Below are 21,396 nucleotides of genomic sequence, written 5' to 3'. Positions count from 1 at the left end.
CCCCTGTGCGCTGGGGCATTGATCGCTGATATGAGAAATTTGCCCTTTGATGCAGACCTATCAGAAATTGAGCGCTATGCTCCTTTCATCCCCCCGTTCGTATTCTTCAACCTATCAAGGATGTGATCATGAGAGTGATTAGAAGCGCGCAATACACCGCGGAAAAAACCTGGGGAGCGATAGATATCGCTAACATGAATGGCATCACGACCAAGCTGCATTGGACAGATAAGCCTTATAAATGGCATTTCAACCAAGGCGAAGAAGTATTTGTGGTGATCAACGGTATGATTGAAATGCACTTTAGGGAAGAAGGTGAAGAAAAAGTGGTGATGCTGCAAGCCGGAGATATTTTTTACGCCTCTGAAGGCACTGAGCATGTAGCGAAACCTCTCGGTGAAGCGCGGGTGCTGGTGATTGAAACTGACGGCAGTGTGTAGTGTTTTCTTCATTTTTCCTGTAGAAGGACGTCTGATCTTTATCGTTGCCTGAATCGGATGGCATAGGTCATCTCTCCTGACATAAAAATATTTGATGAAACTGACAAAGAACCCGAATGGTCATTTTTCTCCATATGCATAGACTTGCCATTTTTTCCCAGCGGTAGAGCCTTATGCATTGCAAATTCTTCGAACAGAACCAGTGCCGTTCCTGCGAACGGATGGGCGTGCCTTACACACAGCAGGTCGCAGAAAAAGACAGCGCGCTGAAAGCGCTGTTTGCGAACCGGTTGCCTGAGCAGTGGTTGCCGCCAGTTCTGAGCGAAGAAACCGGCTGCCGCAACAAAGCCAAAATGGTGGTGCTGGGTGCGGCGCACCAGCCGGTATTGGGCGCAGATGTGAGGGGCGGGGAAGCCCCAGAGTGGGTAAGCCTGACCCATTGCCCGTTGTATACCCAAGATATGCAAGCGTTGCTGGATTACCTGCAGGACTGGATTCGAACCTCCGGTATCCCGCCTTACAACAAGGCAAAAAAGAAAGGTGAACTGAAATTTATCCTGCTGACCCGCGCTGCGCATACCGGTGAATTTATGCTTCGTTTTGTGATGCGCAGCCGCGAAGCGCTGCCGCGTGTGAACGCTAACCTGGCAAGGTTGTGTGACGCCTTTCCGGCAATCCGGGTGGTATCGGTTAACCTTCAGCCTGTGCATATGGCAAGGCTGGAAGGCGATGAAGAGATTTACCTGACAGAAGAACAGCACCTCATAGAGCGCTTCAATGATGTGCCGCTGGTGGTGCGCCCCAAAAGCTTTTTCCAGACCAATCCTGATATTGCCGCCAAGCTCTATGCCACGGCCCGTGAATGGGTGAAAGAAATTGCACCTGCCCGGATGTGGGATCTGTTTTGTGGTGTAGGGGGTTTTGCGCTGCATTGTGCGCCGGTGGCTGGTGCGGTAACCGGTATTGAGATTGAACCGGAAGCCATCGCCAGTGCTAAACGGTCGGCGGCAGAAATAGGCATTTCCAACCTGGATTTTGATGCACTGGATTCGGCGGCTTTCTCCTTGTGCCACGATACTGCGCCGGATTTGGTGCTGGTCAATCCGCCCCGGCGGGGGCTGGGTCAGACACTGGTTACCCAGTTGGCGCAACTGTCGCCCAAACACATTATCTACTCAAGCTGTAACCCTGATACGCTGAGAAGTGATCTTGACGGGTTTGATGGTTACGCGGTTAAGCGCCTGCAATGGTTTGATATGTTCCCGCACACAAGGCATGCGGAAGTAATGGTGCTGCTGGAAAAGCGCGGCTGAATTGTACAACTGTCTGGCTGAAATGCCACAGGCGTGATTTGCGCAGTCGCAATGGGGTACATTCAGGTGCGTTATGCGGTGCATGGAAATAAAACGAGCGGGCAATGCCCGCTCGTTCAGATCCTGAAGTTCAGTTAGCGCTTTTGTTTTTTCGCCTGTTGGGTCAGGTCGACATCAAACTCGTCCGGGTAGAGCACGACACCTTCCAGATCGGTGTTAGGAAAGGCGACGATGGAAAGTTCATCGTCCAGCAACCCATTGGTCCAGCGGCTGTGCCATTTGTTCAGGCTGATTGGCTCAGGCTTGCAGTGTTCCCATTCGCCGGTTGCCCACTCTTGTGCGAACTCTTCATTTGGCCACACGGGTACACAATCTTCGTCTTCGGTGTTGAGCATCACACAACCGTGCTCGTCGGTCAGGATCCAGATTTCGCGGTTCTCCACCACTTCTTTCACCAGATATTTGTAACGTTGGTCAACGTCGAATGTCAGGATTTCTGCGATGCGTTCCTGGGTCAGCGTCTTTGCCATTTTGAATTCCACCGGGCAATAAGAAAGGTGGGCAGTATATCCCAATCCCAGTCGTATGGCGCTATTGGTGTACGATGCCGCTGAGTATTTCCGGGTGTGTGTCGAGAAGGGCGGATGTGATGTCCTCAATGGTTTGCCGGCTGTGTTTGTCGCCCAGCAATCGTTGCGGGGGCTGGGAAAGGGAAAGTGTGTGAATGATGCAGGTAGGCGGACGACCTAAAAACCAGATCTCATCGGCAAGGGAAATGGCTTCGCGAAGATCATGGGTGACAAATAACATGGTCGATTGCTGGCGTTGCCAAAGCGCGATCAATTGCTGCCGGAGTTGATCCGCAGTAGGCGCATCGAGCGAAGTGAATGGCTCATCGAGCAGCAGTAAATCAGGATCGTAAACAAAAGCGCGGGCGATACTGACACGCCGCTGCATACCGCCAGAAAGCTGAGATGGGTAAGCATCCTGTTTATCAAGAATCCCCATCGCCGCCAGCGTGTCTTTGATGGCAGGATTATCCTTGCCGCAAATCAGCTCCAGGTTTTCTTTGGTGGTCAGCCATGGCATCAGCCTCGGAGTCTGGAAAATGTAGCCAACCCTGGGGTGTTCTCCGGGAATCCCAGAGAATTGGACCTCACCCTGGCGGGATATTTCCAGCCCTGCAATCATATTGAGTAGTGTCGATTTGCCACAACCTGACGGGCCGACAATCGCCGTGATCTTGCCCGGTTTTATCTCTCCCCTGAAGGCTTGCAAAACAGGGTCTTCAGACGCGAAGCGTTTATTTTCAATATTGAGCGCAATAGAAATCATGTCCGCCCCCTGGATACCACGCGATCGAGGGGGCGGAAGAGTAATGCTTCAAGCAAAAAAATCACCGTTACAAACGCAAAGGTGTAGGCGAGAATGCCCGCAATATCGAAAAACTGGAACAGGGTATGAAGCTTGAAGCCGACGCCATTGCTGCGTCCCAACAGCTCCACCACCAACACAATTTTCCAGATAAGGGAAAGCCCGGTGCGTGCAGATGCCATGATGTAGGGATACAGCTGGGGCAGGAAAACGTTAAAAAAGCGCTTGGTCGGGGAGAGGCGGAACACCTTGGCGACATCCATCAAATCGTCATCAACCACCCGCGCACCCTCGCGGATCATCGCAACCACGGTGGGGATTTTGTTCAGTGCCACGGCAGTGACCGCTGCGGTTTCCACCAGGCCAATGCCAAGGTAGCAAAGTAAAATGGTGACAAGGGCCGGGATGTTTAGCGCCAGAATCAATAAAGGATCCGACAGTTCGTTGAGGTTGGCAAAGCGCCCCATCATGATGCCGAAAACCACACCCAGCACCATAGAAATCACAAAGCTCAGAAACACCCGCCAAAGCGTGATGCCAAGGTGAGAAAGCATCTGCTCATTGAAAAGTTCAAAGACAAACGCGTTGTAGACCTGCACAGGCGTTGGATACTCGGCACTGTTCAGCAGCGTTGCAGACCACTGCCAGAACATCAAGAGCAGCAGGGGAAGAAGATAGCGCTTGTAGCTTGGCAGGCTCACTTGTTTGCAGCTCCCTGTCTATTGCCGCTATTGGGGGTGGGGGAGCCAGAAAGTCCCTTCACTCAGTGACGTCGATTCACCCACCAGTTTCGGGCCACCTTCTTTGGCAAGGAGAGTAAAGATCTGTGATGCAGCCTCTTTTTGCGCCTGGCCAAACGTGCCGGAAAAGCCGCGGCGATAAGCAATTTTCAACGCTTCAAATACGTTGTCATTTTCTGCTTTGGTGAGTGATCTGATGGCATCCCACTCTTTATCAGAAGTGTGCAACAGAGCCCTGGCCTGCGCTGAAGCGCGGAGAAAAGCGGAGATGAGCGATGGGTTTGCTTGGGCCCACCTTTCATCGAAGACCCATCCCAGCATTGGCACTTGAGTATGGATGCCCAAACCCGCGATGATTTGATCAAGGTTGATGATTGGTTGAAAACCGGCGGCTTCAAGCCTTGCTCCGTAATGCCAGAAGTTAATGCCGACCGGAATCTTGCCTTGCATCATCAGTTTGTTGAGTAGCGGGGGCGCGACAAACTGTTGCTCGGTCAATTCGCTGATCGCTTTGTCTTCGTTGGCTTCGCAAAACACCTGATATAAAAGCCAGGTTTTATCGACGGCCCCGCCTGCGATACCGAGCGTTTTACCTTCGATATCACAGGGTGAGGACAGCGTGATATCGCCAGCAGCAAACAGACCGCCTGCCGTGGCTGAGGTTGGGGAGAGGGTATAGGTTTTGCTCGCCGCCCGCTGTCTGCTGACCCAGACCCAATCGGAAAATATGACATCGACCGCGTCCCCTTGCAACGCGACAGACGACGCGTTTTTTGAGGCCAGTGGCGTAACATCAAGGATAAAGCCGGCTTTCTCATCCAGTTTGTGGCGTTTAATGACATCCATTTCCCAGTTGATGGTGCCAAACTTCAGCACCCCTACTTTTACGGCAGGAAGTTCGTTAGCAAAGGCAGAAAATGATGTAGTAACCAAGAAAATGGTGGAGAAAAAACCGCGTATCAACGTCGCGGAAAATTTGCTAACCATAACTGCTTAACCTCTCGATGCCGACGGGAACAGATTTAAAACTAAGCAGTTAAGTCTCGTTGCACAATGCTACTTTGTGACGAAAAAACACCTTGCCTGTTCTGCAAAGGTGTACTTGACGGTGTACTACAGTATGCTGGTGAGTGCCTCGCTCGTTTTTCAATGGGTGAAGGAGTACTTATGCCTGGCATCGAGTGAGTGCTCTGCCCCTGAAACCTGGAAAAACGTGCTGGAAGACTGGGTTAGAGCAGTCGTGTGAGTGGATGAGTATTGGTCAATCAGCAAGAAACACCAATTTTCAATCAAAAGCTGTTGTTTTTTTGATCAGTTGTGTGTTATATGTTCGGCGCATTTAGTGCAAAAGCGAAATTGATACTATTTTGTTGCACTTAAATGCACCCTCATTAACAATGAACTCATTGGTGTTTAAAATAAAACAACTTGATAACGGCACGTCTGCTAATATTAAGGTTTATACCATGTCAATCTCAAGAACAGAAATTCTTTCTTTTTTTAATATAAACTCAAATCAATCTCAAAAAGAATTATCTTCATTGAAGGTAAAAAGTATATCTCCAAAAAAGATAAACAATTATGTGTCTAGAGTGATAGATATTGCTAAGAAAAGCACATCTAGCGAAAATAAAGAAAAATATGGTATTTTGAAAAATCATGTTTCCTTTGTTTGCAACTCTGAAATAAATAGGAATTTATCAGATAAAGCAGAGTCTATAAAAGACTCAAAATTAATTAAATTAAAAAAAGAGATTATAGAAAATAAAACAAAAGAAGCATTGCATATAGAGACACTGATGTGCTCTGCGCCTTTACAAAACTACTTAACTGCAATGCTTGATCGTGATTCGAAATTCAAAAGATTATCAAAATCAGAAAGAAATGAAACATTAAAATATGCTTACGATCTTCTCGATAAAAGGATTGATGATAAGATAAAAAGTAAAAATCTAAAAGTAACGACTATAGCTAATGCTAAAGAATTGATCTCAATTATATGTAATGAAGAGTTTAATGATACCACGAAAGAATCAAAACAAACTCATAAAAGACCGAGTGTAGATTTAAGTGGGCTGAATATTGATATTTCAATGGATGATTTCAGTAGTGATGTAATGCAAGGAATTGATGATATTATCGAGCGAAACAGAAAGATGTAATTAAGTAATATCAATTTTATTTAATACTTAAAATGGGCTGTCTGTGGAATATGTTCGATGTGACTGGCATTCGTTCTTCTCGTCAGCCCTTGATGGGTATAAATGAGGTATTTTTACGCTGTCTCAAAAATTGACACCAATGTGTTCAGTTTTTCTATCATGCTGAAGCTTGGGTATTCGAGCTTAAGCTGACGCATGAAAAACACGCTGTTGCTTGTATTGGCACTTTGTTCTGTATGGATGTTTCCGGTGGCGCTTCATGCTGCCACGCCGTCTCCCCTGGGGGCGATGGTTTATTTCATTACACCGCAGGATGGCGAAACCGTACCTGAAACTTTTGAGGTGGTCTTTGGTTTGACAGGGAGGGACGTGGTGCCCGCGGGGAACAACATACCCTATGCTGGCCACCATCACCTGCTAATCGACCTTGACTCGCTGGTGGATTTTTCACTGCCACTGCCTGCCAACTCTCATATTCGCCACTTTGATAGCGGCGAAACACAAACAAGGTTGACCCTTCCTAGGGGTAAACACACCTTGCAGTTATTGCTGGGTGACCACCGTCATATCCCTCACTTGAAACCGGTGCTGTCAGAGAGAATCACCATTAATGTCAGATAAGTTGGAAAAAACATCGCCGCCCCAATGATGGAAGGAAGCGGCGCGTTGGCGTGTCAAATTGGGGAAACAAAGAACAATCAGCGTGTCGCGTGTGGATGGATCAAGCGAACTACCAATGATCCCGCAGCGCGCAGAGATTCGACATTATGGCTCAGTACCACGCCACTTTCCGGCGCACTGTAACGGTGCTCTTCTTCCCCAAAGCTGTCATATTGGATTGCCAGTAACTGATCTTTCTCTACCGTTTGCATTAATTCCACCTGAGGCAGAATAAAGCCACCCTGAACGGCTCGTATGCTGGTAACACGAGCACTTTCAATGGCGGGCTTAACAGCAGCAATATTGCCTTCAACCAGACCATAAAAAGAGAAAATATTGAAGACACCGCGAACAGTGCGGTTGACCATTTGGATGTCGGTATAACGGCCAACGCCAATTTCGATGGTGATACTGGGAATGCCATTTTGGTTCCAAACGGTTTCAAGCACGCCAGCTTCACCTGGGTCATCCAGAATTGCGTCCGGATTGATCAGTCGGGCCATGTTGACGGCATCATTCAGGCGAAAGTCCGCAAACACATACAGCGGGTAGCAAGTTCCTGATGTTTGGGTGTGCAGATCAATTGCCAGATCGGCATTGGGTTGTAGCAGGTTACGCCAGATGGGATCAAGGTAGCGTTGTGGCTCATTCCCGTGCGGATCACCTGGGAAATGGCGGTTCAGGTTACCGCAGGACACATCCGGATCTGACGAATAGAAATCACGGCTGTGATGCAGCATACCACTCAGGTTGACCGTAGGGACAATAGTGACGCAGCCTTTCAGGGGCTTGCCGCGCAGTTCACGCGCAATGGATTGTGCTGCCAGCACGCCGTTGTATTCGTCGCCATGCACACCCGCAGTGATCACGATGTTTTTTCCTGGTTCGGTCCCTTTGAAGACCCAAACCGGAAGGTGTTGCCATTGTGCCAATGCGTCAGTGGCAGCGCGAAACCAAAACTTATGTTCACCGGCATCCAGCTGGTTCACGTCGAGCGATGAAATCACGGACAATCCGTCAATCTTGTTCCCTTCAATATACTTCGTCATTACTTTACTTCTTATTTTTTAATACACGTTCGGGTCATTAAGGGCTGCTGGCCTGTTGTGGTAAAAATCACCTAGAAAGGCCAACAGACCTGAGAGGGTTAAGCTTATGCGAAGCCCGTAAGGTGCGCCCCCACAACGGTGATACTTGCGATAACAAAAAGCAAAAGCATAAATCGCCATGCAAACTTTATCCAGTTACCCCAATCAATACGGCATACACCCAACGTTGCCATCAGCGATGCGGAGGTGGGGACAACAATGTTGGTAAAACCATCACCCAACTGGAATGCCAACACTGCAACTTGGCGGGTGACACCTGCAATGTCTGACAGCGGTGCCAGCAGTGGCATAGTTAATGCGGCCTGGCCTGAGCCTGACGTCACGAAGAAGTTAAACACGGATTGGAATACGTACATCAACCATACTGCGACAGCTGAGGGTAAGCCGATAATGGTGTTCCCTACGCTATGGAGAATAGTATTGAGAACACTGGGCTCATCACTACCGCCACCTAACATCATAAGGACGCCTTTAGCACAGCCAACAAGCAGGGCCGGTGTCAGCATGATGCTCGCCCCCTCTTTAAACGCGTCTGCCACGTCATTCATGGTCATGTTATTGAGGTTGAACATGATAGCGATGATGGCAACCACGAAACCCATCGTGAAGAATTGGGATGCAATCTCTGGGATGTACCAGGCGTGAAGTACCACACCCCAAACTACCCACAGCGTTGTTGCCAGCACGGTGAGAATAACCAGTGTGTCACCAATGGACCAGCTTCCCTGTTTATTTTCGGTTGTTTTATCTTTCAGGTAGGCATCGGATTGGAAACTGTAAGACGCTTTGGGGTTCGCTTTGATTTTCGCCGCATATGCCATGGTGAACGCGATGCCTACCAGTGTAAATCCTGCCCACATTGCCATACGGAACGTCATGCCTGAAAGCACTGGAACGCCAGCAATCCCTTGTGCAATCGCGACGGAGAACGGGTTCATCCAAGACGTAGCAAAGCCAACCTGTGTTGCCACATAGGTCACCATCACTGTTGTGATACCGTCATAGCCTAAGCGAACCATCAGCGGGGCAATGATAATGGCGAATGCGACCGCTTCTTCACCCATGCCAAATACGGCACCACCTAAAGAGAACAGTAGGAACAGAACGGGAATGAACAGCGCTTCACTGCCTTTAGTGATGTCGATCAGTTTCAATATGCCGTTATCAATGGTACCTGTGCGCATCACAATGCCGAAAGCACCACCAATGATTAACATAAACATGATAACGCCGATTGCTGAACCCCATTTTGAGCCGGATACCAGACCCTCAAAAGGGAAGTTCATCAGGCCAATACCACCGCCTGAAGAGAAGAATTGTACCGGCTTGTAAACTGCGTCTCCGGTTTCATCGAGGATCAAACGGAATGATTCCGGGTTGATAACCGTGCGGGATTTTTCAGCACCATCAACCATAAATGTCACTTGCTGGGTGTCGAAGTGACCGATTGGGATCAGATACGTCATGGCTGCGGCAAGCAAGCCGACAAAAAAGATCAAGATCAGCGTATCCGGCATTTGCCATTTTTTGGCTACGGACACGGTGCTTTGCGATTCAATATGTGTCTGAGACATTCCATCATTCTCTGTAGGAAAGAAAGCATGAAATGTCGCTATTTTTGAATAATAAGTCAATTAAATTTCGTTGTTGCCACGATTCATCCAATTAATCCTCAATGTCACGAAAAAATAGCGAATATCACTAGACTCACAAACCATCTGAAGAGGCTGAATTCAGAGATCTGTGGGTATAGCGTCAACAGACGCTATACAAAAAGTGAATGTTTACGCATGGAAGTGAAATGATATAAACGTACAAAAATGCGGCCATTATCAGACGTGGATGGGTTAGTTCTCCCTGATTGGGAGGATCTGGTGCGAATAGCTAGCGACTCACATTGAGTTTGGGGGCCCGCATGACGAGGAAAACGGCGACGGCACAAACGGCAAACCCAAGAATGGTCAATGTCGAAAAGGCTTCATCAAAAAACAGCCAACCCTGAATGGCTGTAACCGGGGGAACAAGGTAAATCACTGAAGTAACTTTGGATGCTGCGCCCTGCCCGACCATATAAAGGTAAAGCAGCACGGCGACCACGGAAAGTGCCAGCACCGACCAGAGCATGGTTAAGGTAAAGGTCAGTGACCAGGTGACCTCAAAGCCTTCCGCCAGCCAGGCGATGGGAAGGAAAAATACCCCTGCTGCGACATATTGCCACATTGCACAGGCCACCAAATCCACGCCCTGACAGAAACGTTTTTGGTAGAGCGTGCCAAGTGTGATGCCAATCAATGCCGAGAAGACGAAGAGGTAGGCATAGACAGGCTGTGCGTCGGCATTCCAGCTCATTTTCCCTTGCACCACTAAGGCAATGCCCAGCACACCGGCAACCAGTCCTATCCACTGCGCCGGGTTAAGCCGTTCACTGGAAAGGCTGATGACAATCAATGCTGTCAGTACTGGTTGGAAGCCTACCAGCAAAGAAGACAAGCCGGCAGGCATGCCAAAACCAATCGCGGCAAAGACACCGCCCAGATAAAAACCGTGGATTAAAAGCCCGGACACCAACACATGCAACAGGGCGCTGCCTTTGGGCATCGCTGGTCTCATCACAGCCAAAATCACGAGGAACACCAACACGTTGAATACCATGCGGATAAACAGGAAGGTCGCGGCATCGGCGTAAGGCAGGCCAAACTTGGCACCGATAAAACCCGTACTCCAAAGTAAAACAAAGATAAAAGGGATGGCGCTTTTCAGCATAGTGCAGCAATCCTTGCGCGGTGACAGTGGTCTGAAGAATGATTAAAACGTATTCAATGGGCTACAACAAGGAAAATCAGCATGTCCAAAAGTGAAACAATAGGCACTATGTCACTGACATGGCGAAGGGCTGCCCGAGCGGTAGCCCTTCTTTATGAATGATTGGAAAGGCAGTAAAACTCCAATCACCCATTATTCTGTGTGTTTGCCTGTGTATTTGCTTAGTTGTCTCGCAGCAGAGCTTTTGCAAGCAAGGATACTGCGGCAGACAGCAATACGATGTCTTTCAGCAAAAACTGGCCCGGTACGACTGAAATAGCAGGGAAACCACCCAGGCTGGCTTCAGCGATCGGTGCGGTAAACAGGAAGCTGGTAGTGACGGCAAACGTCACGGTCGCCCCCACGGCACCTGCAATGGCAACCACACGGCTATACGGTGCAAATACCAATGCCAGGGCTGTCGCAATTTCAACCGTACCAATCAGGTTTGAAGCGCCTTGCAAGCTAAATACGCTGTACAGCCAGCTTGTCAGCGGGCTTGAGCTGACCAATCCCTGAATGGCACCGGCTTCGTAGCTGGTAAACTTCATGGCACCAATCCATGCCAGTACAATGACGATAGAAAACCGAATGGCGTGATCGGCGAAACGGTTCAGTGACTGCGCAAAACGTGAGCGAGAGTCAGTAATACGGTCGTGTGCGTTATTAATGGTTGTCATAATGTGTCTCCTTACAAGGTGAATTCTGTGTTTGCGTTATCGGGCTCAGTGGGTTGCGGATTGGCTAGACAAAACATGTTTAAACCAACCGTTTTGGATCGCTTTCATCAGGTCTGAGTTGCCACCGATATGGGTGTTGCCGACAAAAATCTGCGGCACTGTCCGGCGTTGGCTGCGTTGTTTCATTTCTTGAAACAGTGCTGGGTCGTCACTGACTTCAATCTCTTCAAAGATCAGGCCCATATTTCCAAGCGTGCGTTTTGCGGCTTTACAGTGTGGGCAGTAGCTTTTGGTGTAAATTTCAATCTTGGGCATGGTCTTGTTCCCTCTGCGTTTGTGTATGGGATTACTTTAGGCGTTTGGTGCGGTACTATCTATGCAGAATAATCTTGAATGAATACACAGATCGTCTAACGAGGTATGACATGGAAGTGATGAGCGACATTTTGCGTTCAATCCGCGTGGTGGGGAGCGTGTACTTTTGCAGTCAGGTAGAAGCGCCATGGACCAAGCGTTTTATCGATCTGGATTATGCCTGCTTTCATATGATTCGCCGCGGTGCGTGCTGGGCAACGGTGGATGGGCGTGTAGAACAGCTTAATGCCGGGGATCTGATTTTCCTTGGCCCCGGCGAAAATCATGAGCTTTCCAGCCAGTCGCCTGAGCCAGACAAGCCGGATCTGGATGTGTCCACCATGTTGCTCTGTGGTTCTTTCAGCTTTACACGGACGGCGACAACACCGTTGCTGGACGTGTTCCCGAAAGTGACCATTGTGCGGGAGAAGGACTTTGCCAATCACCCGTGGCTGAAGAGCACGTTCGATCAGCTGAGTGCGGAATACCTGTCGCAAGGTCCGGGCTCGGAGCTTATCGTTAACAAGCTGACTGAAATCATTCTGGTCGAGCTTATCCGTATCAACTTCGGCCGCGACGGGTCCCGCTCATTTCTGGATGCCCTGAACGACAAGCGCATTTCCCGTGCATTGCAATTACTGCATGATAATCCAGCCCAAAGCTGGACACTGGAATCGGTCGCGAGCCGGATAGGCATGTCTCGCGCCGCGTTTGCCAAGCGCTTTTCCGATCTGGTCGGCAAACCGATGTTTACTTATCTCACGGATTTAAGGATGCAGCGGGCACAGGAGTTGTTGCTGGAATCTATGCTGTCGGTTGATGACATTGCCGAGCAAGTGGGGTATGACTCAGAACGCGCATTCACACTGACATTCAAAAAATACACAGGTACTACGCCCAGACGTTACCGGCGCAGTAGCCATCGTTAAAATGTGTAAGCGGCACCAAAGCTGAATGCCCAGCCAAGGTCGTTTTGCACCAGCGGGCTGTTGCTGTCATGGTGTTCGAGAGATATCTCAGAGATCGCCACCCACCTATCACTCATGTCATACAGGGCGACAACGCCGCCTTTGTAAACCCAGGCGTCATCTGCATCAAAAGCAGCCAGTCCAGACGCTGATGATTCTTGCGCAGAGATAGAGTAGAGGTGTTCTGAAAGCTTATTGTCCCGGTAATTGACTTCCACATAAGGAGCGAATACGAGGCCTTTTAACGGCATTTCATACGCCCGGCCAAAGTGAGCCTGGATTTCATACCCATTGTGTTCATCGGTCACATCATGAAGGTAAGTCAGGCGGGCGCCTACCGTGCCCAGAGTAATCCCCAATTCGCCGTTGCCGTCGCGGTCATTGATACCGTTGGGAATATTGTCGAAATCATCAGAGACTTCAGCAACCCTCAGGTTACCGGTAATGCCGACATAGGGAATGGGGTTGTAGTTGAAGAGGCTGCCATCAATGAAGCCTTTGTCGCTGTTGTAAAAAAGATAGGGTTCGGCGCCGGCTTTGGTTCCTTCATTGGAAAATACCGATTCTCCAACGGTCAGGCCGCCGCCAATAAATCCGTAGTCTTTAAACGTATCCTGCGCCATGGCAGGTACTGAACACACGGCTGATAACAACACACATTTTATGATAAAAGCATTCTTACTCATTACGTTCCTCCCTTAGTCAAAGAGAAGAACTGTTATCAGAGACGTTTCTTTCAGACAGTGACTTTTTCAGATCGTATGGGGAGATAAGCCCTCTGAACTGGGTGCACCCAGGCCACATCCTGCCAGTGCATGAGCTCCACCTGATTGTGGGCGGGTTTTGTGGTTGCGATTTGTGGGCTTGTTCTAACGCATCAACTTCATTCGTTCCAAAAGCGCTACATCAGGTAGTGCTTTTGGGGGCCTGTGCTGTGGCGGTGTTTTCTGCTGAAAGCTGAGGATCTGGCTTACCGATAAATACGCGCATCACCAGGCGTTGAACCCAATTGCCGTAGGGGGGTGTAAAGAGATGAGTGGGAAACCAGCGCCGTAGCTGTAGCACTGTTCTGGCATGACTGAGTTCGCGAAAACCTTCTTCACCGTGATAATTACCAAAGCCAGAGTTACCCACTCCCCCGAAGGGAACCGAGTGGTTAAAGGCATGCCAGCCCCAGCCATTGATGGTGACGCCGCCACTGTGAGTGTGCGCCAGCATCCATTCACGGCGGGGTTTATCATCACTGAACAGGTAACAGGCCAGTGGCCTCGGACGCTGGGTGATATAGGTCACCACCTCCTCCAATTCACCATAGCTGTGAACAGGCAGTAACGGGCCAAAAATCTCCTCCTGACAGATACGCATATCCGGTGTCAGGCGAGTGACAATATGAAGCGGCAGTTTACGTTTTTCCCCGTCTTCAAGGCACTTGATCACCTTAGCGCCTTTTGCTTTGGCATCATCAAGCAGTGCCTGAAACCGTTGGTATTGCGCGTCATCGATCAGTGATGTGCAATCTGCATTGCTGGATATTGTGTTGTACATCTTGTTGTAAGCGCGATAGAGGGCTTCGGCGAAGTCGTCGACTTTTTGCTCAGGGACAAGGGCGTAATCCGGCGCAATACAGATCTGTCCGGCATTGAAGCTTTTGCCATGGGCAATGTGGTTTGCTGCCTTCTCGATATCGTAATCATCAAAGATCACGGCAGGGGATTTACCGCCAAGTTCCAGGGTTACCGGGGTGAGGTTTTTTGCCGCATTCGCCATAATAGCCTTGCCGCTGTTGGGGGAGCCGGTGAATACCAGGTGATCAAACGGCAGATGGCTGATGTCCATTGCCTGTGGGTGATTACCCGGTACCACACAGACAAGATCGTCGGGATAGATTTCTGCCAACATCCTTTTCAGAACGATTGTGGTTTTCGGGCAGTTAGGCGGCATTTTGATCATACAGCGGTTACCAGCGGCAAGCGCAGTGATCATTGGCCCTATAGCAAGGTAAAGTGGAAAATTCCACGGACAGATAATCCCGACCACGCCTTTGGGCTGGTAGAGAACCTCCAGCTTATTACCTTTGAACAGCCACTCGGTAGGACGGCGTTTAGGGCGCATCCATTGGCGGAGGTGACGTTTAACATGGTTAATGTCCAGCACTGGACCCAGTACATCCGCCATCAAAGATTCGGTATGACTGCGCCCACCAAAGTCTTCATTCATTGCCTGTGCCAACATAGTCTGGTAGCGACGGATCTGGGTTTTCAATGCGCAAAGCCGCGCTTTTCGCTCTGCCAGTGAAGGATGGGGATCTCGCTGATATGCCGTTTTTAATGCATCGAACCAGTGTTCAAGTTCGCCAGCCGCAGTGTGGCCGGAAGAAGACGTCAGGTTATCTTGAAGAGTCATGGATAATTCCCCGGTTGCTGTGTCATGGCCAAGGTGTACCGCAACTAGCTTGCTCGTTGATTTGATCGAATGGCGATGAAAATGTCACTTTACACATGAAAACGTCACTTTACATATGAAAAAACACATATAAAGTATGAAGCTTGAATCATGTCACTGAAACTGGCGAAAGCAAATGATCTCTCCCGTCAACGTCTACAAATGCCTGGCAGATGAAACCCGACTGAAAACCTTGATGCTTTTGCAGCAGGAGGGTGAACTGTGTGTTTGTGAATTGATGGAAGCGCTCGATGAAAGCCAGCCTAAAGTCTCCCGTCACCTTGCCCAACTGCGTAAATGTGAGCTGTTGACTGACCGTCGCCAGGGACAATGGGTGTTCTACAGTATTTCCAACGCATTGCCATCATGGGTCAGAGACGTGCTTGCGGTAACCACAGAATCTCACCGGGCATTTTTGCAGGAAAACCTAACCCGCCTGTATCAAATGGGTGATCGCCCAGCACGCGCTTCGAGCTGTTGTTAGTCAGATCAGATTGGAAGAATGAAAGACAACGCCTCGCAAATTGTGCGAGGCGTTTTTGGCAGGCGCGGGTGCTATCCCAGAAGCAGTAAGCTGCCGAGCCCCAAAAAGGCGACGAAACCTACAATATCCGTAACAGTCGTGAGGATCACTGAGCCGGAAAGCGCAGGGTCAATTTTCAGCTTATCAAGTAGTACCGGGATAAAAATGCCCGAGATGGCGGCACAGACAATGTTGGCGACAATGGCAATGCCAATGACCGTTCCTAACAGCACATCCCCAAACCAAATGCCTGCGATAAGCCCAATCACCACCGCCCAAAGGACGCCGTTTAATGCCCCGACCTTGACTTCTTTTGTCAGCAAGGGTTTCAGGTTTGCTTTAGAAATCTGCCCTAACGCAAGGCCGCGGACAATCAGTGTGAGTGTCTGACTGCCTGCAATGCCGCCCATAGATGCGACCACTGGCATCAACACGGCCAATGCCACGACCTGTTGCAGTGTGGCTTCAAACAAGCCGATAAACCAGGAGGCCAGCAGTGCGGTCATCAGGTTAATACCGAGCCAAACGGCCCGGCTTTGTGCACTTTGCCTTACCGGCGCGAAAAGGTCTGCATCTTCGTCGAGACCAGCACCTGCCATCAGTTGTGATTCGGCTTTTTCACTTTGCAGCTCATAGGCTGTCCCCATGTCTAACCGGCCAATCAAAAGCCCGCTTTCAGTGATAACCGGCAGCGAAGACTCGCCACTGGCAGCGACCTGATCAGCCGCTACATAGATGTCTTCTTTTGCATCCAGTGTGGGGTAGTCGGCTTCGGCAAACTCTGAAATGCGCAGCGCGGGATCAGCTCCAAACAGGCGGTTTATGCGTACTGTCCCAGTGAAATTGCCACGGTTATCGACCAGATAGACCACGTGGCTGTGCGGTGGTAAGTGTCTGCGCAACAAACGCATCACCACTTTCAACTTGGTTTTTCCTGGCACCACCAGAGGTTGGTGATCACACCAGTGGCCCACTTCATCGTCTTCAAACTGCTGGGCGGCGGAAAAGCGGTGTTGCTGCTCTTCATCCATCCGCCCAATAACATTTTCCAGCAAATGCTCAGGAAGGCTGTCTTGCAATTCCAGCAGGGTATCTGCATCAACACCGGTAAACAGCGCCAGCAGCAGGTTTTCATCCTGCTGTTTGAGGATTGATTCACTGGCATCCGCCCGCATCTCAACCAGCACGGGTACTTTCCGGTCATCAGACAATTGTTCCCAGGTGGCAAGACGTTCGGCAAGTGGCAGCGATTCCAGCAAAAGTGCAACATCAGACGCAGATTTTTCGAGTTCAAGCTGCTCAATCACCGCGCTTTGCGTTTCACTGTCAGCAGCACTGGAAAGCAGCTCCTCAACGGCATGTTTTATTGTATTGTCGTCCATACTTTTTTCCGACGGCGCAGTGTTTTCAATGCAGCAAGCATAGTGAGAACACTGGTTGGCAGCAATGAAAAACATTGCGAAGAATGTATTTTTAATAGATTAATAACGTTCTAGAATTTAAAGGACGAACTATGGATAGTTTTATCATTACCTGTTGGCGTTTTGCAGATAACATTGCGGAGAAAATCGGCAATGAACCATCTGCCATCACCTCCGGAAACTGGTATCACTGCCAGCGTGACGCTATCGGCTTACGGGGCTGGCTGACAGAAAATAAGGTGCCAGAGGCGATTATCGACTCGCTACTGACAGACGATACCCGTCCCCGTTTCGAGCAATTTCACGATGATTGCTTTTTGGTTATTTTGCGTGGCATCAATCTCAATGAAGGCTCTGAGCCAGATGACATGCTCAGCCTGCGTATTCTCTGGTTTAACGGTGCAATTATTTCTACCCGGAAAGTACCGTCCCGCGCTGTTTCCCGCTTAATCGAACGGTTGGAAATGGGAAAAGGACCTGGTTCTTTGCCCGCTTTGCTGGTGGGGATGGCGACGGGGATTAACGGCATTATTTCCGATTTTCTCTCACCTGTAGAAGAGAGTATTGACGGACTGGATGAGGTCAATGTGGCTAATTTGAAAACCCTCAATACCCTCAATTCGAGATTGCTTCGTTTGCGGCGTTACCTGAAGCCCCAACATTATGTGTTTGAGGACTTGCTCCATGCAGATATTCCGGTGCTGAAGCCCCATAAAAACCATATCAAAAACTGTCTGGATACCACAGCCAGAATAAATGAGTCGATTGATTTTTATATCGATCAAATCAACCTTTATCAAACGAATGTCAATCAGCAGCAAGCGGAAGTGATGAACCGGAATACCTATTTGTTCTCGGTGATTGCGGGGATATTCCTGCCTGCCGGGTTCTTCACGGGGCTTTTAGGGGTCAATATCGGTGGGATACCGGGCGTTGAAAACCCGATGGCATTTACGCTGTTTTGTCTGTCACTGATTGCAGTGGTTGCACTGGAAGTGGTGATCCTGAAAAGACTGCGGTTTATATAACAATGCCGACTGGACGAGCCGACAGATTACGCGATCAATGTGCTTGAAAACCAAGTGAAAGGCGCCAGGTTTTCCCGTTATGAAGCATTGAATCTGCTGGAAAGCCTTGGGATTGAGTTAGTCGATTAACGCAAAAAAGTATCGCGCCGTGTGGCGCGATACTTTGTGTCAATACTCCGGGGCGTCAGCACCCAGATATCCCTTTAAGCGGCGTTGCCGCTGTTCAGGGTTTTGGTATTGTCTGTGAGTGTGCGGACAGAATCCTCAATCGAGGTGAGACTGTTGGCAACAGCACTGCTGAGATCACTGATTTGGGTAAGGTTCTCGTTGATGCTTTGTGCAACGCTGGACTGCTCGTCAGTCGAGGCTTTAATTTCTGAGTTGAGTGAGAAAATCTGGCTGGTGCTGCCTTTTATTTGCTCAAACACTTCACCAATGGCTTGAATATCCTCATTTGAACTTGCCATCAGTCCTGCTGACTTCTCTATCGCATCCCCCATCAGGTTAGTTTTTTGTTGAAGACTTAAGATGATTTCTTCGATTTCTTTGGTCGAGTCCTGAGTACGTTGTGCCAGAGAACGAACCTCGTCAGCAACAACGGCAAAACCACGTCCCTGCTCGCCAGCGCGTGCTGCCTCAATCGCCGCGTTAAGTGCTAACAGGTTGGTTTGTTCAGCAATGGCTTTAATCACGTCCAACACACTGGATACCTGTGCACTTTCTGTGACCAGACCACTCATTGCTTCCTGAGAGTTGGTAAATTCACTTTGTAACCCTGCCATTGAGCTGAGAGCAGAATGCATGGCGCTTTCACCTTTGGCGACATTGGCATCATTTTCTGACGCTTTCTGTTCGGCATCCTGCGTCACTTCGGCAACCCGTGAAAGGGCTGTTGACATTTCTTCTACAGCTGCGGCAACGGTGTACGTTTCGCGTTTCAGGGATTCTGCACTTTGGGAACTTTCTTGAACGGCATTGCCTGTTGTCTGGGCTAGATCTGAGATCTGGTGGAAAACCTGGGTCCGGCTAGCGTTTGCCTTGGCAAGATTTTCCAGTAATGCATTGATATGGTTACCAATATCTGCCACATCACCTTTGCCCTTAATGTTGACGCGCAAGGAGATATCGTGGCTGTTGCCGATGTCAACAAGCTGCTCCCGGAGTTGGGATATAGGCGATGAGATGGTCCGGCTGACGATAAAAAAGCCGATGACCGATGAGCAGACCATGAGAGCCATCAGACCCAGTGTGACCAACACACTGGTGTACAACGCATTAAAATCTTTGGTGAAATAGCCTTGGGTTCTCGTTTCCAACGCAGAGAAAAACTCATCGATGGGTGCCATAATTTTGGCTTTTTCAACATGGTATTTTTTACTGTGTAGCAGTTCGGCGGCCATCGCCAAATCCGGTTGGCCTTTCACTGTGTAGTTGCCGGTGGCAGGGTCTGGGTATAACCCCTTAACGGCGTTCATCGCTTTCACTTCAAGATTGACGAGAGCATCTGAGTTGCCTTGTGCCTCTTTTAAGAAGGTGAATTCTTTTTCTGAAAAGCCAAGGTCTACCATACGCTGGTTTATAGAAATGGTTCTACCATCTGGTTTTGGCTTTTGACCGTATTCCAACACTAAGTCCCAATAAATTTGGTGATATTTTTCAGGCAGTGGTTTCTCACCATTCCGGATAGCGAGGATATCCAGGTACATTTTTTCGTAGTCTTCATTACCCGTGAGCGCATAAGTTCGGGCCAGACGGGTTAAATCATCTGAGCTTTGCCTAAGCTCATCAGCGACTTGATAAGATTTGTAACGGGTTTCAGAGGTGTCTTTCAACTGATTGGCGGAATCGAGAACAGTGAACGACAGCGTAATAGTAAATATGGCAAGGACGGATATGACACCAAACACTGCTGACATCATTGTTTTTGTTTTCATCGACCATTCTCCTAGTCCATCGGTGCAAAATAAAATCCAGCTCTTTTTTGAATATAGAAGCATATGGCCCATTTTCAATAAAATGGTCAGCAATATTTAGGCAGGAAGATGTGTCTAAAAAAGTGGATATTACAGTGTGGTAACGGCTTGTGGGGCTAAGTAAAACGCAAAAACGGCGCACAGTGCGCCGTTTGTCAGTAACGTTAGCGTTTTCCATCCCCCACTTTTTTGAGAAGCTGACGTTTGAGACGGCGTTTTTCTCCTCCCCGTCCCCCGCGTTTCTGGCGGTATTCCATGTCAGCATGTAAATCCGGTTCATACCCGGCCAACCATTCTTGCGGCAGTCGCAGGTCGATCAGTGTTTCAATTGCTGTCAACATGCCTTCTTCTTCGCGACTGACCAATGAAATTGCCATGCCTGGCTTTCCTGCGCGTCCGGTACGGCCAATACGATGAATGTAATCTTCCGGTTGGTGAGGCAATTCATAGTTAAACACAGTATCCAGCGATGGAATGTCTAACCCGCGGGCAGCGACGTCTGTTGCGACCAATACCCGTACTTCCCCAGATTTAAACCCTTCCAGTACCCGGTTCCGTGCGCCCTGGGTTTTCTCTCCGTGAATCGCTTCTGCTTTCAGGCCATCCAGTTTGAGCTCATTGGCTAATGCTTCAGTGCTTTGTCGGGTTTTGGCAAATACCAATACCTGCTGGAGATTGCGGCTGCCAATCAGGTAAGAAAGCAGTTCCCGTTTGCGCTTTTTGTCAACAGGGTGGACCAGCTGGTTTACCGTCTCAGCAGTGCTGTTGGCTGTGGACACTTCAATACGAACAGGATTGCTCAACAGGCGGTAGGCCAGATCGACCACTTGTTTGGGATACGTTGCGGAGAAAAAGAGCGTTTGGCGTGTTTTCGGCATTTTTTTCATCAGGCGTTTGATGTCTGAAATAAAGCCCATGTCAAGCATGCGGTCGGCTTCATCCAGGATCAGAGTGTCCAGGCTGTTGAGTGTCAAGGTACCGATATGCAGGTGATCCAGTAGACGGCCCGGCGTTCCGACGATGATTTCTGGCTTCTTCGTCAGTTGGTTTTTCTGCGGGTTGATGTTTGCGCCACCATAAAGGGCGACGCATTTGAGTGACGTGTGCTGGCTGTATTCGACGACTTTTTCATATACCTGTTGTGCCAGTTCGCGGGTAGGGGTGACAACTAAAACCCTGGCTGCGCCTTTTACGCCACGTTCCAAAAGCTGGTGGATAACCGGCAGGGCAAACGCCGCTGTTTTGCCCGTGCCTGTCTGCGCGGCGCCCATCACATCTTTTCCGTCCAACACATGAGGAATGGCTTGTTGCTGGATAGCCGTAGGATCGGAGTAACCCAGCGCATTCAGTGTGTGCTGGAGTGTCGGATGAAGAAGGGAAAAAGCATTGCCTGACATGTATGAAAAA

The 21,396-nt window shown here is 49.3% G+C and carries 21 protein-coding genes and 1 pseudogene; 8 read left to right on the top strand and 14 right to left on the bottom strand.

Translation table 11 applies throughout. The features are described 5' to 3' along the window. Positions 1–128 precede the first annotated feature (128 nt). Both VHA_RS11565 and rlmC read left to right on the top strand, forming a co-directional pair. Positions 129–440, top strand: a complete 312-nt coding sequence (locus VHA_RS11565) for a cupin domain-containing protein (RefSeq protein WP_005504490.1) — start codon at positions 129–131, stop codon at positions 438–440. Positions 441–613: 173 nt separating this feature from the next. Continuing rightward, a complete protein-coding gene (rlmC, locus tag VHA_RS11560; RefSeq protein ID WP_040528826.1) occupies positions 614–1,753 on the top strand; it encodes a 23S rRNA (uracil(747)-C(5))-methyltransferase RlmC in 1,140 nt (379 codons plus the stop codon). 134 nt (positions 1,754–1,887) lie between these two features. Here rlmC and VHA_RS11555 read toward each other — a convergent pair whose 3' ends face one another. The 4 genes from VHA_RS11555 to VHA_RS11540 all read right to left on the bottom strand — a co-directional run bounded on the left by VHA_RS11555 (position 1,888) and on the right by VHA_RS11540 (position 4,854). Next, positions 1,888–2,283, bottom strand: a complete 396-nt coding sequence (locus VHA_RS11555; protein WP_005504484.1) for a DUF2750 domain-containing protein — start codon at positions 2,281–2,283, stop codon at positions 1,888–1,890. Positions 2,284–2,344: 61 nt separating this feature from the next. Further along, entirely contained in the window at positions 2,345–3,088 is a 744-nt protein-coding gene (locus tag VHA_RS11550) for an ABC transporter ATP-binding protein (protein ID WP_005504482.1), read from the bottom strand. After that, positions 3,085–3,828 carry an ABC transporter permease gene (locus VHA_RS11545; protein WP_005504481.1) on the bottom strand — a complete coding sequence of 248 codons (744 nt, stop codon included), beginning with the start codon at positions 3,826–3,828 and terminating at the stop codon, positions 3,085–3,087. Before VHA_RS11545 ends, VHA_RS11550 begins: the two co-directional genes overlap by 4 nt. A gap of 27 nt (positions 3,829–3,855) precedes the next feature. After that, complete coding sequence (locus tag VHA_RS11540) at positions 3,856–4,854, bottom strand: ABC transporter substrate-binding protein (protein WP_005504479.1); 999 nt, start codon at positions 4,852–4,854, stop codon at positions 3,856–3,858. 479 nt (positions 4,855–5,333) lie between these two features. Here VHA_RS11540 and VHA_RS19040 point away from each other — a divergent pair, with 479 nt between their 5' ends. Both VHA_RS19040 and VHA_RS11530 read left to right on the top strand, forming a co-directional pair. Further along, positions 5,334–6,029, top strand: coding sequence for a hypothetical protein (locus VHA_RS19040; RefSeq protein WP_005504477.1), 696 nt, complete (start codon positions 5,334–5,336; stop codon positions 6,027–6,029). A 195-nt stretch (positions 6,030–6,224) separates the two neighbouring features. Beyond that, the gene (locus VHA_RS11530; RefSeq protein ID WP_040528824.1) at positions 6,225–6,650 is read left to right on the top strand and encodes a DUF4399 domain-containing protein; all 426 of its coding nucleotides are present in this window, start codon (positions 6,225–6,227) and stop codon (positions 6,648–6,650) included. Between the two features lie 77 nt (positions 6,651–6,727). Here VHA_RS11530 and VHA_RS11525 read toward each other — a convergent pair whose 3' ends face one another. From VHA_RS11525 to grxC, 5 genes are all read right to left on the bottom strand, one after another. Then, positions 6,728–7,738, bottom strand: a complete 1,011-nt coding sequence (locus tag VHA_RS11525) for a succinylglutamate desuccinylase/aspartoacylase family protein (RefSeq protein ID WP_005504473.1) — start codon at positions 7,736–7,738, stop codon at positions 6,728–6,730. 104 nt (positions 7,739–7,842) lie between these two features. Then, positions 7,843–9,372 (bottom strand): putative basic amino acid antiporter YfcC, encoded by a 1,530-nt coding sequence (yfcC, locus tag VHA_RS11520; RefSeq protein WP_005504471.1) that lies wholly within the window; start codon positions 9,370–9,372, stop codon positions 7,843–7,845. Positions 9,373–9,682: 310 nt separating this feature from the next. Further along, a complete protein-coding gene (locus tag VHA_RS11515) occupies positions 9,683–10,561 on the bottom strand; it encodes a DMT family transporter (RefSeq protein ID WP_005504469.1) in 879 nt (292 codons plus the stop codon). A gap of 221 nt (positions 10,562–10,782) precedes the next feature. Continuing rightward, positions 10,783–11,280 carry a YkgB family protein gene (locus tag VHA_RS11510; protein WP_005504466.1) on the bottom strand — a complete coding sequence of 166 codons (498 nt, stop codon included), beginning with the start codon at positions 11,278–11,280 and terminating at the stop codon, positions 10,783–10,785. A gap of 45 nt (positions 11,281–11,325) precedes the next feature. Continuing rightward, positions 11,326–11,595, bottom strand: a complete 270-nt coding sequence (gene grxC / locus VHA_RS11505; RefSeq protein WP_005504464.1) for a glutaredoxin 3 — start codon at positions 11,593–11,595, stop codon at positions 11,326–11,328. 110 nt (positions 11,596–11,705) lie between these two features. Here grxC and VHA_RS11500 point away from each other — a divergent pair, with 110 nt between their 5' ends. Then, the gene (locus VHA_RS11500; RefSeq protein ID WP_005504462.1) at positions 11,706–12,563 is read left to right on the top strand and encodes an AraC family transcriptional regulator; all 858 of its coding nucleotides are present in this window, start codon (positions 11,706–11,708) and stop codon (positions 12,561–12,563) included. Here the strand turns inward: VHA_RS11500 and VHA_RS11495 are convergent. Together VHA_RS11495 and VHA_RS11490 are read right to left on the bottom strand one after the other, a co-directional pair. Next, positions 12,560–13,288 carry a MipA/OmpV family protein gene (locus VHA_RS11495; protein ID WP_005504460.1) on the bottom strand — a complete coding sequence of 243 codons (729 nt, stop codon included), beginning with the start codon at positions 13,286–13,288 and terminating at the stop codon, positions 12,560–12,562. The two genes, VHA_RS11500 and VHA_RS11495, sit on opposite strands and share 4 nt — an antisense overlap. A gap of 220 nt (positions 13,289–13,508) precedes the next feature. Continuing rightward, positions 13,509–15,005, bottom strand: a complete 1,497-nt coding sequence (locus tag VHA_RS11490) for an aldehyde dehydrogenase family protein (RefSeq protein WP_005504458.1) — start codon at positions 15,003–15,005, stop codon at positions 13,509–13,511. A 175-nt stretch (positions 15,006–15,180) separates the two neighbouring features. On the opposite strand from VHA_RS11490, the gene VHA_RS11485 reads away from it, so the two are divergent. Then, the gene (locus VHA_RS11485) at positions 15,181–15,528 is read left to right on the top strand and encodes a metalloregulator ArsR/SmtB family transcription factor (protein ID WP_005504457.1); all 348 of its coding nucleotides are present in this window, start codon (positions 15,181–15,183) and stop codon (positions 15,526–15,528) included. Between the two features lie 71 nt (positions 15,529–15,599). Here the strand turns inward: VHA_RS11485 and VHA_RS11480 are convergent, their stop codons facing one another. Beyond that, on the bottom strand, positions 15,600–16,949 hold the full coding sequence (locus VHA_RS11480; RefSeq protein ID WP_005504456.1) for a magnesium transporter: 1,350 nt from the start codon (positions 16,947–16,949) through the stop codon (positions 15,600–15,602). 131 nt (positions 16,950–17,080) lie between these two features. Here VHA_RS11480 and VHA_RS11475 point away from each other — a divergent pair, with 131 nt between their 5' ends. Together VHA_RS11475 and VHA_RS19255 are read left to right on the top strand one after the other, a co-directional pair. Further along, entirely contained in the window at positions 17,081–18,016 is a 936-nt protein-coding gene (locus tag VHA_RS11475) for a zinc transporter ZntB (protein WP_005504455.1), read from the top strand. A 15-nt stretch (positions 18,017–18,031) separates the two neighbouring features. Continuing rightward, positions 18,032–18,145, top strand: a pseudogene (locus VHA_RS19255) (pentapeptide repeat-containing protein); the annotation flags it as partial. 74 nt (positions 18,146–18,219) lie between these two features. Here VHA_RS19255 and VHA_RS11470 read toward each other — a convergent pair. Continuing rightward, positions 18,220–19,950 carry a methyl-accepting chemotaxis protein gene (locus VHA_RS11470; protein WP_005504453.1) on the bottom strand — a complete coding sequence of 577 codons (1,731 nt, stop codon included), beginning with the start codon at positions 19,948–19,950 and terminating at the stop codon, positions 18,220–18,222. A gap of 203 nt (positions 19,951–20,153) precedes the next feature. Next, on the bottom strand, positions 20,154–21,386 hold the full coding sequence (locus VHA_RS11465; protein ID WP_005504451.1) for a DEAD/DEAH box helicase: 1,233 nt from the start codon (positions 21,384–21,386) through the stop codon (positions 20,154–20,156). Between the last annotated feature and the right edge of the window lie 10 nt (positions 21,387–21,396).

The sequence above is a fragment of the Grimontia hollisae CIP 101886 genome (genome assembly GCF_000176515.1).
GTDB lineage: Bacteria > Pseudomonadota > Gammaproteobacteria > Enterobacterales > Vibrionaceae > Enterovibrio > Enterovibrio hollisae.
This window is presented reverse-complemented; position numbering and strand designations above follow the sequence as displayed.

Coding starts and splice junctions, on each gene's coding strand:
- rlmC (WP_040528826.1), top strand. CDS start 614: ATGCATTGCAAATTCTTCGAACAGAACCAGTGCCGTTCCTGCGAACGG.
- VHA_RS11525 (WP_005504473.1), bottom strand. CDS start 7,738: ATGACGAAGTATATTGAAGGGAACAAGATTGACGGATTGTCCGTGATT.
- VHA_RS11555 (WP_005504484.1), bottom strand. CDS start 2,283: ATGGCAAAGACGCTGACCCAGGAACGCATCGCAGAAATCCTGACATTC.
- VHA_RS11470 (WP_005504453.1), bottom strand. CDS start 19,950: ATGAAAACAAAAACAATGATGTCAGCAGTGTTTGGTGTCATATCCGTC.
- VHA_RS11565 (WP_005504490.1), top strand. CDS start 129: ATGAGAGTGATTAGAAGCGCGCAATACACCGCGGAAAAAACCTGGGGA.
- VHA_RS11510 (WP_005504466.1), bottom strand. CDS start 11,280: ATGACAACCATTAATAACGCACACGACCGTATTACTGACTCTCGCTCA.
- VHA_RS19040 (WP_005504477.1), top strand. CDS start 5,334: ATGTCAATCTCAAGAACAGAAATTCTTTCTTTTTTTAATATAAACTCA.
- VHA_RS11490 (WP_005504458.1), bottom strand. CDS start 15,005: ATGACTCTTCAAGATAACCTGACGTCTTCTTCCGGCCACACTGCGGCT.
- grxC (WP_005504464.1), bottom strand. CDS start 11,595: ATGCCCAAGATTGAAATTTACACCAAAAGCTACTGCCCACACTGTAAA.
- VHA_RS11515 (WP_005504469.1), bottom strand. CDS start 10,561: ATGCTGAAAAGCGCCATCCCTTTTATCTTTGTTTTACTTTGGAGTACG.
- VHA_RS11540 (WP_005504479.1), bottom strand. CDS start 4,854: ATGGTTAGCAAATTTTCCGCGACGTTGATACGCGGTTTTTTCTCCACC.
- yfcC (WP_005504471.1), bottom strand. CDS start 9,372: ATGTCTCAGACACATATTGAATCGCAAAGCACCGTGTCCGTAGCCAAA.
- VHA_RS11550 (WP_005504482.1), bottom strand. CDS start 3,088: ATGATTTCTATTGCGCTCAATATTGAAAATAAACGCTTCGCGTCTGAA.
- VHA_RS11475 (WP_005504455.1), top strand. CDS start 17,081: ATGGATAGTTTTATCATTACCTGTTGGCGTTTTGCAGATAACATTGCG.
- VHA_RS11465 (WP_005504451.1), bottom strand. CDS start 21,386: ATGTCAGGCAATGCTTTTTCCCTTCTTCATCCGACACTCCAGCACACA.
- VHA_RS11530 (WP_040528824.1), top strand. CDS start 6,225: ATGAAAAACACGCTGTTGCTTGTATTGGCACTTTGTTCTGTATGGATG.
- VHA_RS11500 (WP_005504462.1), top strand. CDS start 11,706: ATGGAAGTGATGAGCGACATTTTGCGTTCAATCCGCGTGGTGGGGAGC.
- VHA_RS11480 (WP_005504456.1), bottom strand. CDS start 16,949: ATGGACGACAATACAATAAAACATGCCGTTGAGGAGCTGCTTTCCAGT.
- VHA_RS11485 (WP_005504457.1), top strand. CDS start 15,181: ATGATCTCTCCCGTCAACGTCTACAAATGCCTGGCAGATGAAACCCGA.
- VHA_RS11495 (WP_005504460.1), bottom strand. CDS start 13,288: ATGAGTAAGAATGCTTTTATCATAAAATGTGTGTTGTTATCAGCCGTG.